The 16,664-nt window shown below is 54.6% G+C and carries 12 protein-coding genes and 1 pseudogene; 7 read left to right on the top strand and 6 right to left on the bottom strand.

Annotated elements, in window-relative coordinates; all coding sequences use genetic code 11:
• Nucleotides 1-83 precede the first annotated feature (83 nt).
• Nucleotides 84-1,139, top strand: coding sequence for an NAD-dependent epimerase/dehydratase family protein (locus ACR0NF_RS14305; protein ID WP_480472166.1), 1,056 nt, complete (start codon nt 84-86; stop codon nt 1,137-1,139).
• Here the strand turns inward: ACR0NF_RS14305 and ACR0NF_RS14300 are convergent.
• The gene (locus tag ACR0NF_RS14300) at nt 1,128-5,903 is read right to left on the bottom strand and encodes a glycosyltransferase (protein WP_480778464.1); all 4,776 of its coding nucleotides are present in this window, start codon (nt 5,901-5,903) and stop codon (nt 1,128-1,130) included. The genes ACR0NF_RS14305 and ACR0NF_RS14300 overlap by 12 nt on opposite strands.
• Nucleotides 5,904-5,920: 17 nt before the next feature.
• Entirely contained in the window at nt 5,921-6,346 is a 426-nt protein-coding gene (locus ACR0NF_RS14295) for a hypothetical protein (protein WP_480485023.1), read from the bottom strand.
• Between the two features lie 159 nt (nt 6,347-6,505).
• Between ACR0NF_RS14295 and ACR0NF_RS14290 the strand changes: the two genes are divergently transcribed.
• Nucleotides 6,506-7,144 (top strand): ABC transporter substrate-binding protein, encoded by a 639-nt coding sequence (locus ACR0NF_RS14290; protein ID WP_480472902.1) that lies wholly within the window; start codon nt 6,506-6,508, stop codon nt 7,142-7,144.
• A gap of 53 nt (nt 7,145-7,197) precedes the next feature.
• Nucleotides 7,198-7,704: pseudogene (locus tag ACR0NF_RS14285) on the top strand (DUF2165 family protein).
• 72 nt (nt 7,705-7,776) lie between these two features.
• On the opposite strand, the gene ACR0NF_RS14280 reads toward ACR0NF_RS14285, so the two are convergent.
• On the bottom strand, nt 7,777-8,634 hold the full coding sequence (locus ACR0NF_RS14280; protein ID WP_480778463.1) for a helix-turn-helix domain-containing protein: 858 nt from the start codon (nt 8,632-8,634) through the stop codon (nt 7,777-7,779).
• Nucleotides 8,635-8,826: 192 nt separating this feature from the next.
• On the opposite strand from ACR0NF_RS14280, the gene ACR0NF_RS14275 reads away from it, so the two are divergent.
• Entirely contained in the window at nt 8,827-10,254 is a 1,428-nt protein-coding gene (locus ACR0NF_RS14275; protein WP_480472170.1) for an alanine/glycine:cation symporter family protein, read from the top strand.
• A gap of 175 nt (nt 10,255-10,429) precedes the next feature.
• The gene (locus ACR0NF_RS14270; RefSeq protein WP_480778462.1) at nt 10,430-11,332 is read left to right on the top strand and encodes a glutaminase; all 903 of its coding nucleotides are present in this window, start codon (nt 10,430-10,432) and stop codon (nt 11,330-11,332) included.
• Nucleotides 11,333-11,596: 264 nt separating this feature from the next.
• Here the strand turns inward: ACR0NF_RS14270 and ACR0NF_RS14265 are convergent, their stop codons facing one another.
• A complete protein-coding gene (locus ACR0NF_RS14265; protein ID WP_480472172.1) occupies nt 11,597-12,454 on the bottom strand; it encodes a LysR substrate-binding domain-containing protein in 858 nt (285 codons plus the stop codon).
• On the opposite strand from ACR0NF_RS14265, the gene ACR0NF_RS14260 reads away from it, so the two are divergent.
• Nucleotides 12,453-13,571: a permease gene (locus tag ACR0NF_RS14260; RefSeq protein WP_480667671.1), complete on the top strand. Its 1,119-nt coding sequence runs from the start codon at nt 12,453-12,455 to the stop codon at nt 13,569-13,571. The two genes, ACR0NF_RS14265 and ACR0NF_RS14260, sit on opposite strands and share 2 nt — an antisense overlap.
• A 303-nt stretch (nt 13,572-13,874) precedes the next feature.
• On the opposite strand, the gene ACR0NF_RS14255 is transcribed toward ACR0NF_RS14260, so the two are convergent.
• Both ACR0NF_RS14255 and ACR0NF_RS14250 read right to left on the bottom strand, forming a co-directional pair.
• Entirely contained in the window at nt 13,875-14,264 is a 390-nt protein-coding gene (locus ACR0NF_RS14255; RefSeq protein WP_480778461.1) for an ectoine synthase, read from the bottom strand.
• Nucleotides 14,265-14,281: 17 nt separating this feature from the next.
• The gene (locus ACR0NF_RS14250; protein ID WP_480660332.1) at nt 14,282-15,031 is read right to left on the bottom strand and encodes an SDR family oxidoreductase; all 750 of its coding nucleotides are present in this window, start codon (nt 15,029-15,031) and stop codon (nt 14,282-14,284) included.
• 121 nt (nt 15,032-15,152) lie between these two features.
• On the opposite strand from ACR0NF_RS14250, the gene ACR0NF_RS14245 reads away from it, so the two are divergent.
• Nucleotides 15,153-16,028, top strand: a complete 876-nt coding sequence (locus ACR0NF_RS14245) for a LysR substrate-binding domain-containing protein (protein ID WP_480778460.1) — start codon at nt 15,153-15,155, stop codon at nt 16,026-16,028.
• The last annotated feature ends 636 nt before the right edge of the window (nt 16,029-16,664 follow it).

Raw genomic sequence — 16,664 nt, 5'->3', positions numbered from 1 at the left:
GTTCCTTATACGCGAAAACGGTAGGTTTAGCGACAAAGATATTAGAATTTAAACACATTCAGAGACAGCCGGAGACCCAGCCCGTGACCACCAACAGCCTGGCCCTTGTGACCGGATCACTGGGACTTGTCGGGGTTGCTGCTGTGCGCAGATTTACGGCGTTGGGGTTTGACGTTGTCGGCATAGACAATGATATGCGGCGGGTGCTGTTTGGGGACGCCGCCAGCAATGCAGGTAAACAGGCAGCGCTTGCCGCCAGCTGCCCAGGTTACCAGCACTACAATCTGGATATTCGCGACGACGAGGCAATCAGAGCCTTGTTTCGCAAGATCGGTCGGGGTCTGGCTGTGGTCGTCCACGCAGCCGCGCAGCCTTCGCATGATTGGGCGGCGCGTGATCCTTTCACCGATTTCGCCATCAATGCCACTGCAACTTTGAACTTGCTTGACGCGTGCCGCACTTTCGCTCCGGACGCGGCATTTCTTTTTACATCCACGAATAAGGTCTACGGCACCCGTCCTAATCTGCTGCCATTGCAGGAACATGACAGCCGGTTGGAACCTTCGCCGGACCACCCGTTTTACGCACATGGTATCGATGAATCCATGTCCATCGATCAGACACAGCACAGCCTGTTCGGAGTATCAAAAACTGCGGCAGATCTGATGGTTCAGGAATATGCCACCCGCTTTGACCTGAGAGCTGCGGTGTTCCGGGCTGGATGTCTGACGGGCGAGGATCACAGCGGTTCCAAAGCGCACGGGTTTCTGTCCTTCCTCTGTCGGACCGCCTTACGTGGCGAATGTTATGAAGTGATCGGCAATGGCGGCAAGCAGGTGCGCGATAATTTACATGCAGATGATCTGGCCGAGGCGTTCGTGCGCGTCATGCAGGGCAACAAACTTTTGGGCGTCTATAACATGGGCGGCGGGCGTGGCAGCTCGGTTTCTGTAATCGAGGCGCTGGATATCGCACAGGACCTGCTAGGCCGCGAAGTGCCGCGCCGGATTAACCCCGAACCCCGCTATGGTGATCATCAGTGGTGGATTTCGGATACACGCTCGTTTCAAACCGATTACCCCGGCTGGGCACCACGTTATTCAGCACGGGACCTGATCGCGCGTATGTTAGGGCAATAACGTGTCCAGACGCGCAGACACGGCGTCATATATCTCGAATTCGATGGCGTTGTTCGCGCGAAATACGGCGATGTCTTCCTCTGTCGCGTCCTCGGTTCGCAAGCTTGCGTTTTCATGCGGCAGCACATCCGGTGCAGGTTTGCCGAGCTTGGCTGCCAAATAGTCCATACACGCAGGTATCCGTTCGAGCGTGCCGACAAACCAATAACTGTCCAGCACCTGTCGCCAGTTGCTTTCATCACACTCGAAATGCGTCAGAAAGATCCCTTCGTTGCTCCGCAGGTACTCTCCCAGCGGGACGGGTTGATAGGTTTGATCATAGTCGAGCCGCAGTTTCTTTTCATAGGCGTGAATTGAAATCGCACGCTCCAGCGGGTCACGCAGAAAAGTGATTTTGCGCCAGCGATCTGAGTTGGCAGTTTGCGGATATCTTTCCGTCAACCGGGCCCGATCGGCTGCAAAATGACCACATAGCATCGTCTTCGCTCCCAAACTATCCAGATCCAAGGCTGGTGGCATGATATAGGCCCAGGGCGCGCGATAATCTTCGGCCAGTTCGAACCAACTGCTGAAGATCCGCTTCAGACTGGTGCCGCCTGTTTTTGGCATGTGGTGAAACAGATAACGCGGCTCCGGGCCGCCTTGGGACTTGGGCAGCAGCAGGTCCTCAAACCAGCGCGCGAATTCGTGCTGCTTCATCGCCGTTTCCCGACTTTCCGCAATCCGGGCTCGCACCTCAGATAAGCGGGCGGGATCACCAGCCAGATCAGCCACAATATCCACATAGGCCTGATGCGAATTGGCAATCAGATCACCCAGCCCGAATTCTGCCAGCCAACCTGCAGCTTGTTGTCCGCGCTGCGTTTTACCTTGCAAGGCAACAACGGGCAGACCGCATTGCAACGCTTCAACCGTGGTCGTTGCCCCGGAATACGGGAAGCTGTCCAGATACAAATCCGCTGCAACCAACACCTGTTTGACTTCTGCATTCGGGATCGGAGGGAGGATGCGGATCCGGCGCGGATCGACATCGGCGGTTTTACAGGCCTCTGCCACTCGGGCATTGAAAATCGATCCGTCATAGGTCTGCTGCCAGCTGGCGGCAAAAGGATAAAGCACCAGCACAGCCTCGGGAACGGCTGCCAACGCGCGGGTCCAGACTTGTAGAACTTCCGCGCCTATCTTGTCCGTCATTGCACCACTGACAAGCATTACCGCCCCAGCATCGATGCCGACTCGCTTACGAGTCACCTGTATCGCATCCACATTCACCCTGGGTGCCGGAGGTATGTCGAACGCCTGCCCAGCGCCGGGGGCCCAATGTATCGTCTCAGTATAGTCATCGGAAGCGCATGAAGGGGCCACGGATTTACCAAGAACAAAACTGTCAACACTGGCAAATCCGGTAGTCGCCGGGAAAACCGCCGACAATGCAATCTGCCTTGGCGCCAATCGATGCGCGCAAAGCTCGGCCATGAAGCAATGGCCATAAAAATTGGCACCAAGCAGCATCACATCCACCTGAGCTCTGCGAATGGAGACCACCGTCTCGGATAGGGAATACCCGGCAAGGCCGACCACCCGACAGCCTTCAAAGCCCGAGTCGGGGGCCGCATTCTGTTCTGTCAAAAACAGCGTCACTTCGACCCGGTCAGCAGAGAGCTTGCGTAACAATGCGCGCCATATCCAAGTCTCAGGCGAAGGTTTCGTGTTGTGCAGGACCACCCCAATTCTGAACGGGCCACGACGCGGCCCGCGCGCACGGGTTTGCGGCGCGAACAAATCGAACCCGGCCCTCAGCAGCTTGGCCTCAAGCGCCTGTGCAAAAGCTTGAACATGCGGTCGCAGCGGCAGATCACTGAACAGCAACTGCCGGGCGCGGAAGGATGTAACCACCTGCCCCGCCAAAAGACCAAGGGGGCTGTTTTCCGGGCTATTGGCGATAACTTCGCGCGCCTGAGACAGTATCGAAACCAAGTGATCCTGATAGGCCTGTAATTCAGATTTCTTGGTGCCAGCAACTGGATCGGCAACGAGGTAAGCCCCAAGTATCCGGGCGAAATCCGGCGTCAGCTCGGGCAAGGCGGTCAGCTCTGTTCCCTGCAGAGTTATATATCCGGGACCCTGCAGCATTCGAAGCGCCAGATCACGCAACCAATCAGCCCGATCCAGCGGTTCAAACTTTTGTTTGCAGCTTGGAAGTTTTGCCGACAATTGCGTCAGCATATCCAAGTCATTCGCTGCCAGCCCACCAAATGCGGCTGAGGGGCTAAGCGCAGAAATAGCGGCGGTCAGCTCGTCTCTGAATGCTTCGAGTTTTGAATAATCGGCCCCTTGCCGCAACGCTTGCCGCAGCTGTTTCAGAATGCGCGCGACCTGCATATCCGGCAAAGCCGGGACGGGCTGAGCCAGCGCTTGTTCTTGCCCGTTGTCGGCAGCAACTCCAATCCGGTTCAGCCGCAGACCACCGTGGTTTCCGACAAGCCCGTCATCTTGGTTATCCTGTGGGCGAGTAGCGGCGTAGATATCGATTTCTATCCGATGCCGGGGGCCCGCCAGAACGCCGTCAAGATCGACTTCGACAATTCCCGCCCCGGTTAGCTGTACCGTTGCTCGGGCAGTGCCGCCCACATTGATCACCAGCACCAGCCGATCCCGCAGCGCGATTGGGTCCAAAGGCTCCAGATCAAGGCGCAGAACGGAACCGGTGCGAACAGCCGCCTGCGACACCACAATCTGTGCGGTGCTTCCAAACATCATCGCGGTGCCGTCCGGATCATGCATCCAGCCATCGGACAGGAACGACGACAAGGCCCTCCCTGTGCCCGGACCAGCCCAGCCACCCGGAACCAGTGCAGGCAACTCATACCGCCCAACCGGACCCTCGGGTAGCCAAGACATGCTTTGAATTTCGATGACCGGGTCATCCAGGAATTCCTGTGGTTGCAGGTCAAATCTCAGCACGGCCGGGCTGTCAAAAACGTCCATCATATGTGGAATTTCGATCAAGCACTGTCCCGAAGGACCGATTTCAGCGTGGTATACCGCGTCACGTATTCCAATTGTCAAAGACCCTGGCACTTGATCCGGTGAAAAACTCAACTGCAGGCAAAAGGGCGGCTTTAGGGGCGGCACAGCCAGTGACAGTGCCTCGCCAGAACCAATCAACCGCTCGCCCGACAACACGTGACCATTTTTCGTCTGCACCACATCCCCAAAACCCGACATCAGAGCACTGCCAGCCACCGGCACGACAGCTGAAGCTGGTTCAGCTGGCTCCGGCTCCAACCCGATGCGCTGGATTTGCAGGCGATGGGCTTTGCGCCAAATCCTGGAAAACACGCCAAATCGCCCGGGAAACTGATCCGTAATCCGTAGCTCAATATCATCCGGGGGGGGAGGCAACCTTGCTGCTTCGGGCAGCACGACTGTTATAGTTTTCTTCGATATGACTTCTTCAGATCCCACTGGCAATCCATTGTGAAAGACTGCGATCTCAACGGGTAGATCTGAACGCGGAACAACATCCAAGCTAAGCTTGGCGGGTCCGGACCAGACCCGCGCAAAGCTGAACCGCCCTCTCCCGGCACTCAGGTCAGCACCACCCGTGCTGTGATCACGGGACCACTCCGGACCTGTCAGCCACTCCATGGGATCCTGGGGCGGTTCAGATTCCGGCGACAGACGGGCCTCAAAAGGTGTGCGAGTGGCTCCAGGCGCGGCAAGATCGCGGGTCAATCTGCGGCCTCGTAGAATATCGAGTGCAGTGCGCAAGAAACGTCGTTGATACCGGGGATCAACACTCCATTTCCTGATGGTTCGGCTGAAACGGGCGCAGGTGAGATAAAGCCACAGGCTAGAGGTTACTCGCCCGCCTTGAGCAAGCGACAATGCTCGTTTCCTAAATGCAGCCAGAGATCCCGTGTCAAACACGAGGTTTTCGGCCTTCATCTGACATCGCGACGCCGCAAACAGCAATTTCGTGCGATCGGAACGCGACAAATCACGCCCTGCGCGATCAGACAACGCGATAAGGTCCAAGCCAGCCTGCGCAATGTCACGCAAACCGCGGTTGGCCCGCCACGGGCCTGTGACGCCACTGCGGAAATAGTTGTTCTGCCCATGAACACGATATGCCCCCAGCGTCTGCCGGATTTGCCGGATCGGGGCCGCCAGGACCGCCACCCGAATAAGCAGCGCATCTGCACTTATGCGCCAGCGTTCCGTGGGCAGAGGAAAGGCCCAAGCAACAACGTCACGGCGAAAGGCATTTCCGCTGGTGGGCATGAACGGAATCGTCAGTTGGCTGAGCATCCGGCCCAGAAGATCGTCGTCAGGCAAGTCCATTGCATATTGCCCGATCCCTCGCCCCTGACCGTCGATCATGCAAAGCCCAAAGGACAAAGCCGATATTTCGTCGCTCCACAACCGGCGCACAACCTCGATCGCCTGCGGTTCAAGCTTGTCATCTGCGTCAACGAACATCACGATCTTACCGTGGCTGGCGGCAAAACCAGCATTGAACGCCGCTGCCTGCCCGCCATTGGGTTGATCAATCACGGTGATCCCCTGCTGGAGCGCCAATATTTCGGAGCTGCCATCGGTTGAGCCATCATTTACCACAATGATCTCGTCCGGCACGCAGGTCTGAGCATACAAACTGTCCAGGCACGCCTGAAGATAGTGTCCGTAATTGTAGTTGGTTACGATTACGGAAACCGAGAGCAAATTGCTGCTTTCAATGGAAGAGGTATCAGGTTTCACGCGCTGATATTCGGGAGCTATCCGCTATAGCCGTCAGACGCACCTTCACGCCCATCGCCGCCATCACCGCGATCCACCTGTATCCCAAGAGCTTGTTTTACGCCGGGTGAAAGCGAGCTTACAACCGCAGGGCTTAAACCCTGAACAACAGCGTCGCTAATCCGGCTAAGGGTAGCTGGCGATTGATCTTGCAGCAGTTTTCGCACCAGCATGCTGTCAGGATAACCGCGCAGAAACTGTTCGACCGATGCCACGGTACCCTGAGATTTCGCTGCTTCAAATGCTGCAATCTCGTCCGGAGATGCGGTTATGCTAGGGGTTGGACCACCCGATGAAGACTCAATTGCATCGATAAGATCGCACCCAGCCAACGGAATGGCCGATACAGCCACGCCCATCAAAATCTTCTTCCTCAAATTCCGTGGTCTGGATGGTTTTGCCATCGGTCCACCTCGTACATATGAAATAATATGAGTATGACCTTTGCGCGAGTTCCCAGTCAACCTTTTGCAATTGGACCGCTCATCGCTTTGCGATCAATGCCAGGTAGGGATCTGATCCGGCAGAGGGAAGGATAGCACGGTTCTGTTCTACGCCGCGCGCTGGCACAGGCGGTCAACGACGCCACAGTTCTGGAGCTCGCCTATAACAACCTCGGCAGCGTCGCAGAAAACCATCACGTCTCGCCCAAACATCCTGAATATGCCGACATCAGTGCTCCGAAGCGCGATGCCGGAGCTGCCCTGGCCCTGTTGGAAGAGGCCGGGATGAGCGATTACGAATTCGACCTCGTTACGCTCGACAGCGCATTCTGGAAGGCCACGGGTGATGCGATCGCCGGCCAGCTGCGCGATGCGGGCATAAACGTGAAACGCACGGTCTACCCGTCTTCGACCTTCTGGAACGAATGGGCGAGTTACCCCTTCTCGGTCACCAACTGGAACCACCGTCCGCTTGGCATCCAGACTTTCGCGCTTGCCTACAAAAGCGGAGCAAGCTGGAGCGAGACCGGTTTCGAGAATACCGAGTTCGACGCGATGGTCGATCAAGCTTTGGCGACGCCAAACCCGGACGCCCGGTGCGAGATCATGGCGAAGCTGGAACAGATCACGGTCGACGAGGGCGTCATCATTCAGCCCTACTGGTGGTCGCTACATAATCACCGCAACAGCAATCTAAAAGGAGCTGCAGTGCATATCTCCAATGAAATTTACCCACAATACATGTACTGGGAATCCTGAACTTAGCTGCTTGTCCGGGCCGGTCCCGGGCGGGCGAAATCCACGGATAAGAGATGCTGGATACTGTTTTACTTGTTACCGGGTGCGTCAACTTGGCATTCATGGCGGCCTGGCTAACGATAGGTGAGTTTGAGAATGTGTTTCACCCGTTCTTAAACGAAACCTATACAGCGCAGGTTATGGATATGGAACGTAAGCGTGAGGAATATCCAGAAGCCTACGTACATGTTGCTTACTGGCACCTCACCAACTGAAAGATCCGACGCCGGTTGTTCTCGTTCATTGTCGGCTGGGAGTTGCTGACCGTCGCCGGGCTTTGGCTTGGTGTTGGAGCACTGGCGGGCGCAGCCTTAGGCATTGTCATCATTTCAGTGGGGTTGTCGCTGGGCCTGATTGGCGCATTGCTGTTTTGTACCACCTGGGCCGGATTTCTTATCGCAGGGAATTACTTCTGCCACTGGTTCGGGCATGAAGGAGGTCAGAATACTCATCTCCAAATGTTGCTTTGGGGCCTTGCCAATAGCGTTGGACTGATCGCACTGGCCATCTATTTTGCCTGACGTTAGGACATGGAACACTATGATGTGGATTCGCACCGCACTAGTTATTCAGCAACATCGTTTTGACCGATCCTACAAGTCGCTCATTACACGAAAGTGTGAATCGTCGATGTTCATTGTGTTTCTTACCATCATCTCTATTGATCGATCAATTTCCGGATCGTCAGGTTCAAAAACAGCACACGCCTTAAGAGCGTCCTTAATTTTGGTTTCTTTTCCGAGGAAGCAATAGAGAACGCGCGCGCAAAGCGGTTCTCTGGAACTGCTGGTCGAGACTCCGAGCTTCAGTCCGGGAAGCCGATTGTGGCGGTTCTTGAAATTAGGATAAAGAATTGTCTGACTGATTTCTTCGCCAGTGATCGCATCGAAATCGACCTGAAAGATGCGGTCGTTCAAGTAGAAAGCCAGCCCGTTGTAGCGACCATGCATGCGGGCCTTGTCCCGGCCCTTGATCGCCATGTTTTCGATGCGCGAGTAACGCGTGACTCCTCCTTCTGTCGACAGTCGCACCAGAGTCCGCAAGATCAATCCCGGATATGTCATGGCATAGGAATATTCGTGGTAGAAACCATCATACCGGGACAGATCATTGCGAGAGCGCCTGGCCAATTGTTCCAGATAGGCAGAATAGGCCAATGGGCCAACGTTGGCGTCACGCCGAAGTCGAACCAGTTCCGCAAAATTATCATGCGGAAGTAATATCTCGCCTTCTTCGACACCAAAAAAATCGCAGATCTTCGCAAGGGCATGTTGCGATGGCCGAGAGGCACCATTGAGGTATTTGTTGAACTGCGATCGGTTGATCTCCAGCTGACGACAAACCTCGGCCACAGACTTGAAATGGTTCGTCAGCAACCTCAGGTTCCGTTGGAAATCATCCGCCATATTTGGCTTACTCCCTTCTTTTCGGATCATCGAATCCAAAAACATCAGATATTTCGATCAACACCCGACAATAATGTGGCGCTATCTGGCGCTCATGCAAGACCTTTTTGCAACTGGTTGCATCACCTCACCAAATTGAGTCGAACGCGGGCCCGGTGCTACCAGACTTGATGCGGTGCGGCGATCAGACCATTGCCCACGGCGCATGGTCATCACTAACAGGGAAACATAGGAAACATGGGAATTTTCGACGGCCTGTTCGGCGCCATTAATGACCTGACATGGGGTTGGTCGCTTGTACCAATACTTGTCATCTTTGGCGTCTTCATCACTCTACTGACCGGTTTCGTTCAGTTTCAGTTTTTCAAGCGCATGTTCCGTGTGCTGTCTTCAAACAACCAAAGCGCTGATCCAAATGCCATCTCGGCTCGGCAGGCGCTGTTGGTGTCGGTCGGCGGTCGCGTTGGTGGCGGGAACATCGCCGGGGTTGCGGTTGCCATTACGCTTGGTGGCCCGGGCGCGGTGTTCTGGATGTGGGCGATCGCGATTGTCGGTATGGCTACCAGCTTGGTCGAATGCTCGCTGGCGCAGCTTTATAAGCGTCGTCAGGAAAATGGAGATTTCCGCGGCGGACCCGCACGTTCCATCATACACGGGCTTGGTCAGCAGTACCGTTGGCTGGCCATTGTTTATGCGATCTGCCTGATCGCGTCCTTTGCCATCGGTTTCAACGCATTCCAAGGCAACACGGTTGCAGGCGCTGCAGAAGAAAGCCTTGGCCTTAGCCGTTTTGTCACCGGTGCAGTGCTCACAGTGATTGCCGGCTTCGTGGTTTTTGGCGGCATTCATCGGATTGCCAAAGTAGCGGATGTGGTTATTCCTATCATGGCAATGGCTTATTTGCTGATGGCCTTTGTGATCATCCTAATCAACATCGCTGACGTACCGGGTGTGTTCGTCTCGATTATTGCGAACGCCTTCGGTTGGGAAGAAGCAGTCGGTGGCGGCATGGGCGCGGCCATTGCGAACGGTCTGCGACGCGGTCTGTTTTCGAACGAAGCCGGTCTGGGTTCCGCTCCGAACGTGGCCGCAACAGCGGATGTACGTCACCCGATCAGCCAAGGCATCACCCAGTCGTTCTCAGTCTTCATCGACACGATTGTCATCTGCACATGCACCGCTTTGGTCGTGTTGCTGAGCGACGTATATCAGCCCGGTGCAGATATCGATGGGGTGGTCCTGACGCAGCAGTCGTTGGTAAGCCATCTGGGCGAATGGACCCAGTATTTCCTGACGTTCATCATCCTGCTGTTCGCGTTCAGTTCGATCATCTACAACTACTATCTGGGTGAAAACGCGCTGACTGTGATTACCAAACACCCCATGGCGATCAACGTTCTGCGCGTTGCTATTATGGGTATCGTGTTTCTTGGGGCGACAGCGCCGGGTGCGACATCGGTGTTCGCATTCTCTGACCCCGCAATGGGTCTGCTAGCCCTGGTCAACCTTGTCGTGATCATGATGCTGCTGCCGACATGCCTCCGCATCTTGCAAGACTTCCGTAAGCAGCTTGCAGCAGGTGTGGAACGCCCGGTTCTGAACCCAGACGATTTTCCTGATCTGGACATCGATCGCACGGCATGGACCGGGAAAGTGAAAGACTGATTTCCACAAAGGAGCGTGACGGATTAATGTTCGTCTTCAATGCTCGAGCTCTAACTAACTTGAACCTCGCCAGTTTTGGCGAGGTTCTTTGTTGTATTAGAGGAAACAGAAATTTCCGGTCCGAATTGCACATGAAATCTGGCCCGACATGCGGCCAACGCGTGGGGGGATCCTAATGAACGATGTGATGCAGAACATTGCGGCTGAAATATTCAAACAGGATGACTGGGGGCGAACGGCTCAGTACATTCCCGAACTTGCTGAAATTGACCCAAAGCAGTTCGCGATAAGCGTATGCCTGAACGATGGACATGTGTTTAGCGCGGGCTCGGCTGACACACCGTTTTCCATTCAGAGTGTATCAAAGGTCTTTACGCTTGTGGCGGCGCTTGGGCGAGTGGGGGACCAACTATGGAAAAGGGTTGGCAGAGAACCATCGGGGGCCACTTTCGATTCTGTCGTTCTATTGGAAATCGAGAAAGGTCGACCCCGCAATCCATTCATCAACGCTGGCGCGATTGTTACCACGGATGCTTTGCTATCCAAGCGAGAGCCTAAAATTGCACTTTCAGAAATACTTGGACTTGTTCGGCAAATGGCTGGATCAGACGAAATTCATATCAATCGCAGGGTAGCCGCGTCCGAACAGGCGACCGGATCCAGAAACATTGCGCTTGCGCATTACCTCAAATCCCATGGGAACCTCTTTAATTCACCGGAACTTACGCTTGGGGTTTATTTTCATCAATGTGCGATCGAAATGACGACCAAACAGTTGGCAATGGCTGGCCGCATTCTTGCTGGGTTGGATGGCGCTCCTCGCGTTATTTCGCGACATCATGCCCGCCGGGTAAACGCTCTGATGATGACTTGCGGACACTACAACGGTTCGGGTGATTTCGCTTACCGGGTGGGTCTGCCCGGAAAGAGCGGTGTTGGTGGTGGTTTGCTTGTTATCGCACCAAAAATCGCTTCTATCGCATTGTGGTCTCCTGGGCTGAATACTTATGGCAATTCGCATGCCGGAACACGCGCTGCTTCAATGCTCTCTCAAGCGACAAATTGGTCGGTCTTTTAGGTAGGTCCAAGATGGTTTTAGCCGTCTAAAAGTAATGAGAAGACTGAATTCGACTTGTCGAGATAATACCCAGATACAGATTGTCCGTAGCACATGACGCCGCGCGGCACCCTGGTTCTGCCCGTCCAACAAATGGTGGCAATCGCGGTTGCGACCGCAGAATGACAGCACCGTATCTAATGATCGCTTTGGGTCGTTTTCACCTGCGTGAAGCGGGGCAGTCGACGATATGTCGCGACTAGCTCGCCATCAGTATAGTGCTGGTTAGCTTACGGCTCCGAATGCTTCTCGAATTGCATCAGCCATCGCTCCGCAAATCTCAGGATCATTTTTCTGACCATACTCAATCACAAGCTTGGATGCGGGCAGCGGCAGAAACCCGTTCTCGGCGGTTAGTTTAACCATGTCGTATGTCAACATGTCCGCGTTCAGAACACCGATGGCCACACCCGCCCGAACGGCTGCAGCAATGCCCGAAGCGCTTTCACTGGAATAGACAACCCGATAGTCGCGGCCGCCTTCATTCAGTGCATTCACCGCTACGTCCCGCCACCAGCAATCACGGTCAAACAACGCAACAGGCAATGGGTCTGCTTCGTGAATGGCATAGGCCCGCGATCTTGCCCAGACAATGTGTTCATCTTTCAGGGGCTCCATATTGGGGCCTAATTCCGCGACTTCGTGAACAGCGATATCCAACTGCCCGGAAGCCAATGCAGCTGAATAGCCAGTGCTCAATGAACGCTGTACATTGAGTTCCACTTTAGGATTGTCGCGGGCAAAGTCCGCGATGATTTTAGACAACAACTCAGAACTATGGTCGTCGGGGATTCCAATTCGAAGCACCCCGGTCAGCTCTATTCCGGTTAGCTCCGCAAAGATGTCATTGAGCTCTCCTACGACTTTTCTGGCGACTGGCTCAAGCCGTTCTCCAACGGTGGTCAGACGCACGCCTCGACCGTGACGCACAAAGACGTCGTTACCCAGAAGCTCCTCCAGTTTTCGGATTTGCATACTGGCGGCAGACTGGGTGCGATGGATTTTCTCCGCGCCCGCGAGAATGCTGCCGGTATCCCTGACAGCAAGGAAGGTTCTCAGCAGATCGCTATCCAGATGCGGCATGACAAGGTTTCGTATTCTCTTATACCTGCCTTCAATACTATTCGATTTTCCGAGTTCACTCAAGTTGCTACTTGTAGCGCAGCCTTTGAAAGGACGTGCCATGGCAAACGACAGCACTCTCGCTCCCAGAATCTCAAAAACGAAAATCCTGATAACTGTGCTGCTTGTCTCCATGGTGGGAATTTCTGTTACCTTTCCCGCCAAGGCCATGGAGACGCTTTCGTTTGTGGCAATCAGCCTGCTTCAGGTTTCGCCGCTTGTCATTCCCGGAATTCTGATCGCGGCATGGGTCAGCGCCAGCGGGGCCAGCGGCCAAATCGCCGAGGTGTTTAACGGCAACCTGCTCAAAACAATCGTTGCAGCCTCTTTGATCGGAGCGGTGACACCTGTCTGCGGTGTTACGGTTCTGCCCTTAATGTCTGGATTGTTGGCCGCCGGTGTTCCGCTGGCACCTGTCATGGCATTCTGGCTGTCATCGCCTGTCACCGATCCAGCCATGCTGGCCACAACCATCGCTACCTTGGGGATGAGTTTCGCAATCGGCAAAACGCTTGCCGCTATGGCACTGGGTTTGTTAGGAGGAGGGGTAACCGCGCTGCTTCGCAGCCAATCTTGGGCCCAGTCGGCGCTGCGTGATAACGCGCTTATCGGAAACCTCGGGCCGGTCTGCCAGGCGAATGAAATCGAATGGGCTGTCTGGCGTTCACGGGAGTATCGCCGTCACTTTAAGACCGAGTTCGTCGCGATAGCGCGTCTCGTCCTGATTTGCTTAATCCCGGCCTTTGCGGCCGAGTTTGTTCTGCAAAGCCTGTTGGAGCCTGAAGCTTTGTCGTCTTACATGGGTGGCGACGTATGGTGGGCCATACCGCTGGCGGTCATTGTTGGTGCTCCTGCTTATCTGGATGGATACGCCGCTTTGCCGCTGACCCGCTCCCTTATGGATCATGGCATGTCGCCCGGCGCAGCGATGGCGTTTCTGGTATCGGGTGGCGTCGTCAGCATTTGGGGCGCAATGGCGATCTTTCCAGTACTGAAGTTGAAACCGTTTTTGCTCTACCTCTCCCTAGCGGTAGGTGGCTCAATGGCAGCAGGTTGGGTTTTTGGAATGTTCGGTTAGCATTGCGATATCCGTTGTCGCCAAAAAAGTTGCTAAGCATTCTGGACCAGATCTGGATGTCGGCACCACGAAAGGTAGATCATGGCACACCGCCGACTTCGGGCAACGCGTCGACATCGAGGGAGCAACGAATGGCCGGTTCGGTTAAGCTGCATCGAGGCTTGGCTTGACGCAGTGAATAACCGGAGTGGAGCGCCGGGCGTAAGGCGCCTGCGCCTCTCCACTGCAGCACTGCACCCTAAGACCATCTTGGTCGATGCGGCATGTTGTATGGATGGGAGTGCTCAGACAGAGCTACGCGCATTAGGATTCCGTCGGTGCATAGCTTCCGTCTTCGCGGTGAACTTCGCGACCGCTAAGCGGTGGATTAAATACGCAGACAAGTCGCAGATCAGCGTCTGTCGCTTGCACTAAGTGCCGGTCATTTTGATCCAAAGCATAGAGGGTGAATGGTTCAAGGGAATGCCAGGTTTCATCGCAAGACGCTCTGATCTGCCCTAGGCCCTCGATACAGTAACACGCCTCTAGATGATGGGTGTATTCAAGCTCAAGCACGATACCTTTTTTGATGATCGTATCCGTCAGCGAGAACCCCATCCCATCCGAGACAAGCAGTAACCTTCTGCTATTCCAACCCGGACCGGAAACGTCTCGATCTGTACCAAGGATATCTGAGAGTGCCGTAACAATCATTTATCATCACCTATTCTCTAACGAACTGCGCGGTTCATCCCGCCGTCGGACAGTATACTCTGACCGTTGATATACCGGGCTCCATCGCTGGCAAGAAACACGCAGGCTTGTCCAATTTCTTCGAACGTCGCAGGCCGCTGCGCCGGGATGGACCTGCGAGCTTCCTCAGACAGGTTCACGTTCTCGCAAAAACCAGGCAACAGGTTGTTCATGCGAATGTTGTGCCGCGCATACCGATCCCCGTAAAGCTTCGAGAAACTGTGCAAAGCGCCGCGCAACATACTCATGGGATAGGGCGCGCGTGGCTCAACCGCATTCATGGACGAGATGTTTACGAAAGCACCCCCGCCTTGTTCAATCAGAATGGGCGTGACGATACGGGCAATCTTCACGACATTCAGCACATACATGTCTAGGCTTTCGTGCCACAACGCGTCACTGAGTTCCAATAGTGGCCCATCGAAATCAGGATCGAAGCTGACGGTTTTGATGGCTTCCGGCACTGTTCCGCCGTGGCCCATGTTGCTGACAATTGCATCAATCCGGCCATACCTGCTCATGGTGCTATCGATCATCGCTTGCAAATCATCGACATCCAAAACAGAGCCGCGGCGACCTATACCTCCAAGTTCTTCCGCCAGTTCGACAGAACGGTTGGAGGGGGACATCAGCGAGACTTTGTAGCCAGCCTTTGCCATTTCAATGGCGCAGCCCCGGCCAATGCCTTGTCCTGTACCTGTCATCAGCGCAACTTTGACTTCGGGCATAGTGTTTACTCCCTCTGGGCGCATTGGGTGTGAGATTTACTAGGTTGAGATCAGTATAACTTCTCAAACTTCAGGGTGCCTATCGAATTTCTAGAACATTGCTGTTAGATTTTCTCACATGATGGAAAACCTCAGACATCTTAGGGCGCTTCAGGCCTTTGACGAAACCGCAACCCATTCCAGCCTGACTAAGGCAGCGGATGTTCTGAACGTTACCCACGGGGCGATCAGCCGGCAAATCAAGTTGCTGGAACTGCATCTTGGCGTGACGCTCTTTCACCGCCGCCCCAATGGCGTTGAACTGACCACCGCCGGGGAGCGCCTGCATCAATCGACACGCAGCGCGTTTTCTGCATTGCAATTGGGCGTGACGGAGGTGAAGCGATTACATCACCGCCAGTCGATTACAGTGTCCCTGTCAACATCGCTGGCGCTCAAATGGCTTGTTCCGTTACTAAGCTCGTTTCAGCAAGAGCATCCGGGTATCGCACTGTTGCTGGACACAAATGATGCCTATGCAGATTTTGAAACATCCGAGGTCGATGTAGCTCTGCGGTTTGGAGAACCCGGCTGGGATGGGTTGTATCATGAGCAAATAAGACATGAGGAACTGATTGTCGTAGCAGCGCCGTCCCTTGTTGAACAAGCAAAGCTACCAATGCGTGCCGAAGACGTGGCTGCTCTCCCACTATTGCACGATGCTTTCAACGTTGGATGGGAAACCTGGGCTGTGCAAGTCGGGCTGAACGCAGATCAGATCAACTCGCAAAGTATCAAATACGTCGACAGTGCCGTTCTGTTGGAGGCGGCGATTGACGGACAAGGCGTGGCCTTGGCAAGACATCTCTTGGCAGAGAGAGACTTGAAACTTGGTCGACTGATCCGTCTTGATGATAGCCGTGTTCCGCTGGATCGTGGGCTCTACTTCGTCTGCCGCCCGGGCGATCAGGAGCGGGAATGTGTGAGAATTTTCAAGAAGTGGCTTATGTCGATTTGAGATTCGGGTTCGCGCTGTGCAACTTAGCTCTGCGTCTTGGTTTGACCTTGTGGCGAGCGCCCGGCACCACGGGCCGTATCGCAGCATCAAACCGTCGTGACGAATGGCAGGTTCAGGCTGGTGACGTTCGTTTCTCAAATTTTTTCTTAATCTTGAGTTGGATGGGGTCGGTATCTCCAACGTTGAACGACCTGGGACTGACAGCATTCGTTTCTGAGAATGGCGATTGCTATTCGGGGCACTGTTGAAAAGTTCTGAACGCACTAAGTCATCTTGGTAGTTGTAATAAACTAAAGCAGCCGGTTCCGTCATTCTAAGTTGCGGTTTTCGTATGAAACCTGGATCCCTCACAACGCAAGAAGATCCCACAGCCAGCAACCGGACCAAGCCGCCAAGGCACCAAGCCTGGCCGTCAACCTCGGCAGTTTGTCGAACCTTGCTCCGATATCGATCTGGAAGCAGAGCAACGGCTGGCAGAGCTGGTACATCGGCTCTCACCGGAAGAGTTGGGCAGGAAGTTAATGTGACAACACCCTCGCTGCGAACAAATGCCGGAACATGCATGATCGTCAACCCAGCCCCCAAAAGGTTCGTGACACGTCCAGTTTACAACAGAACCTAACAGAGCCCGAGAAT

It is taken from the genome of Ruegeria sp. CF4 (genome assembly GCF_056537345.1).
Note: the sequence above shows the minus strand (reverse complement) of the source record. Positions and strands in the feature narration are given on the sequence as shown.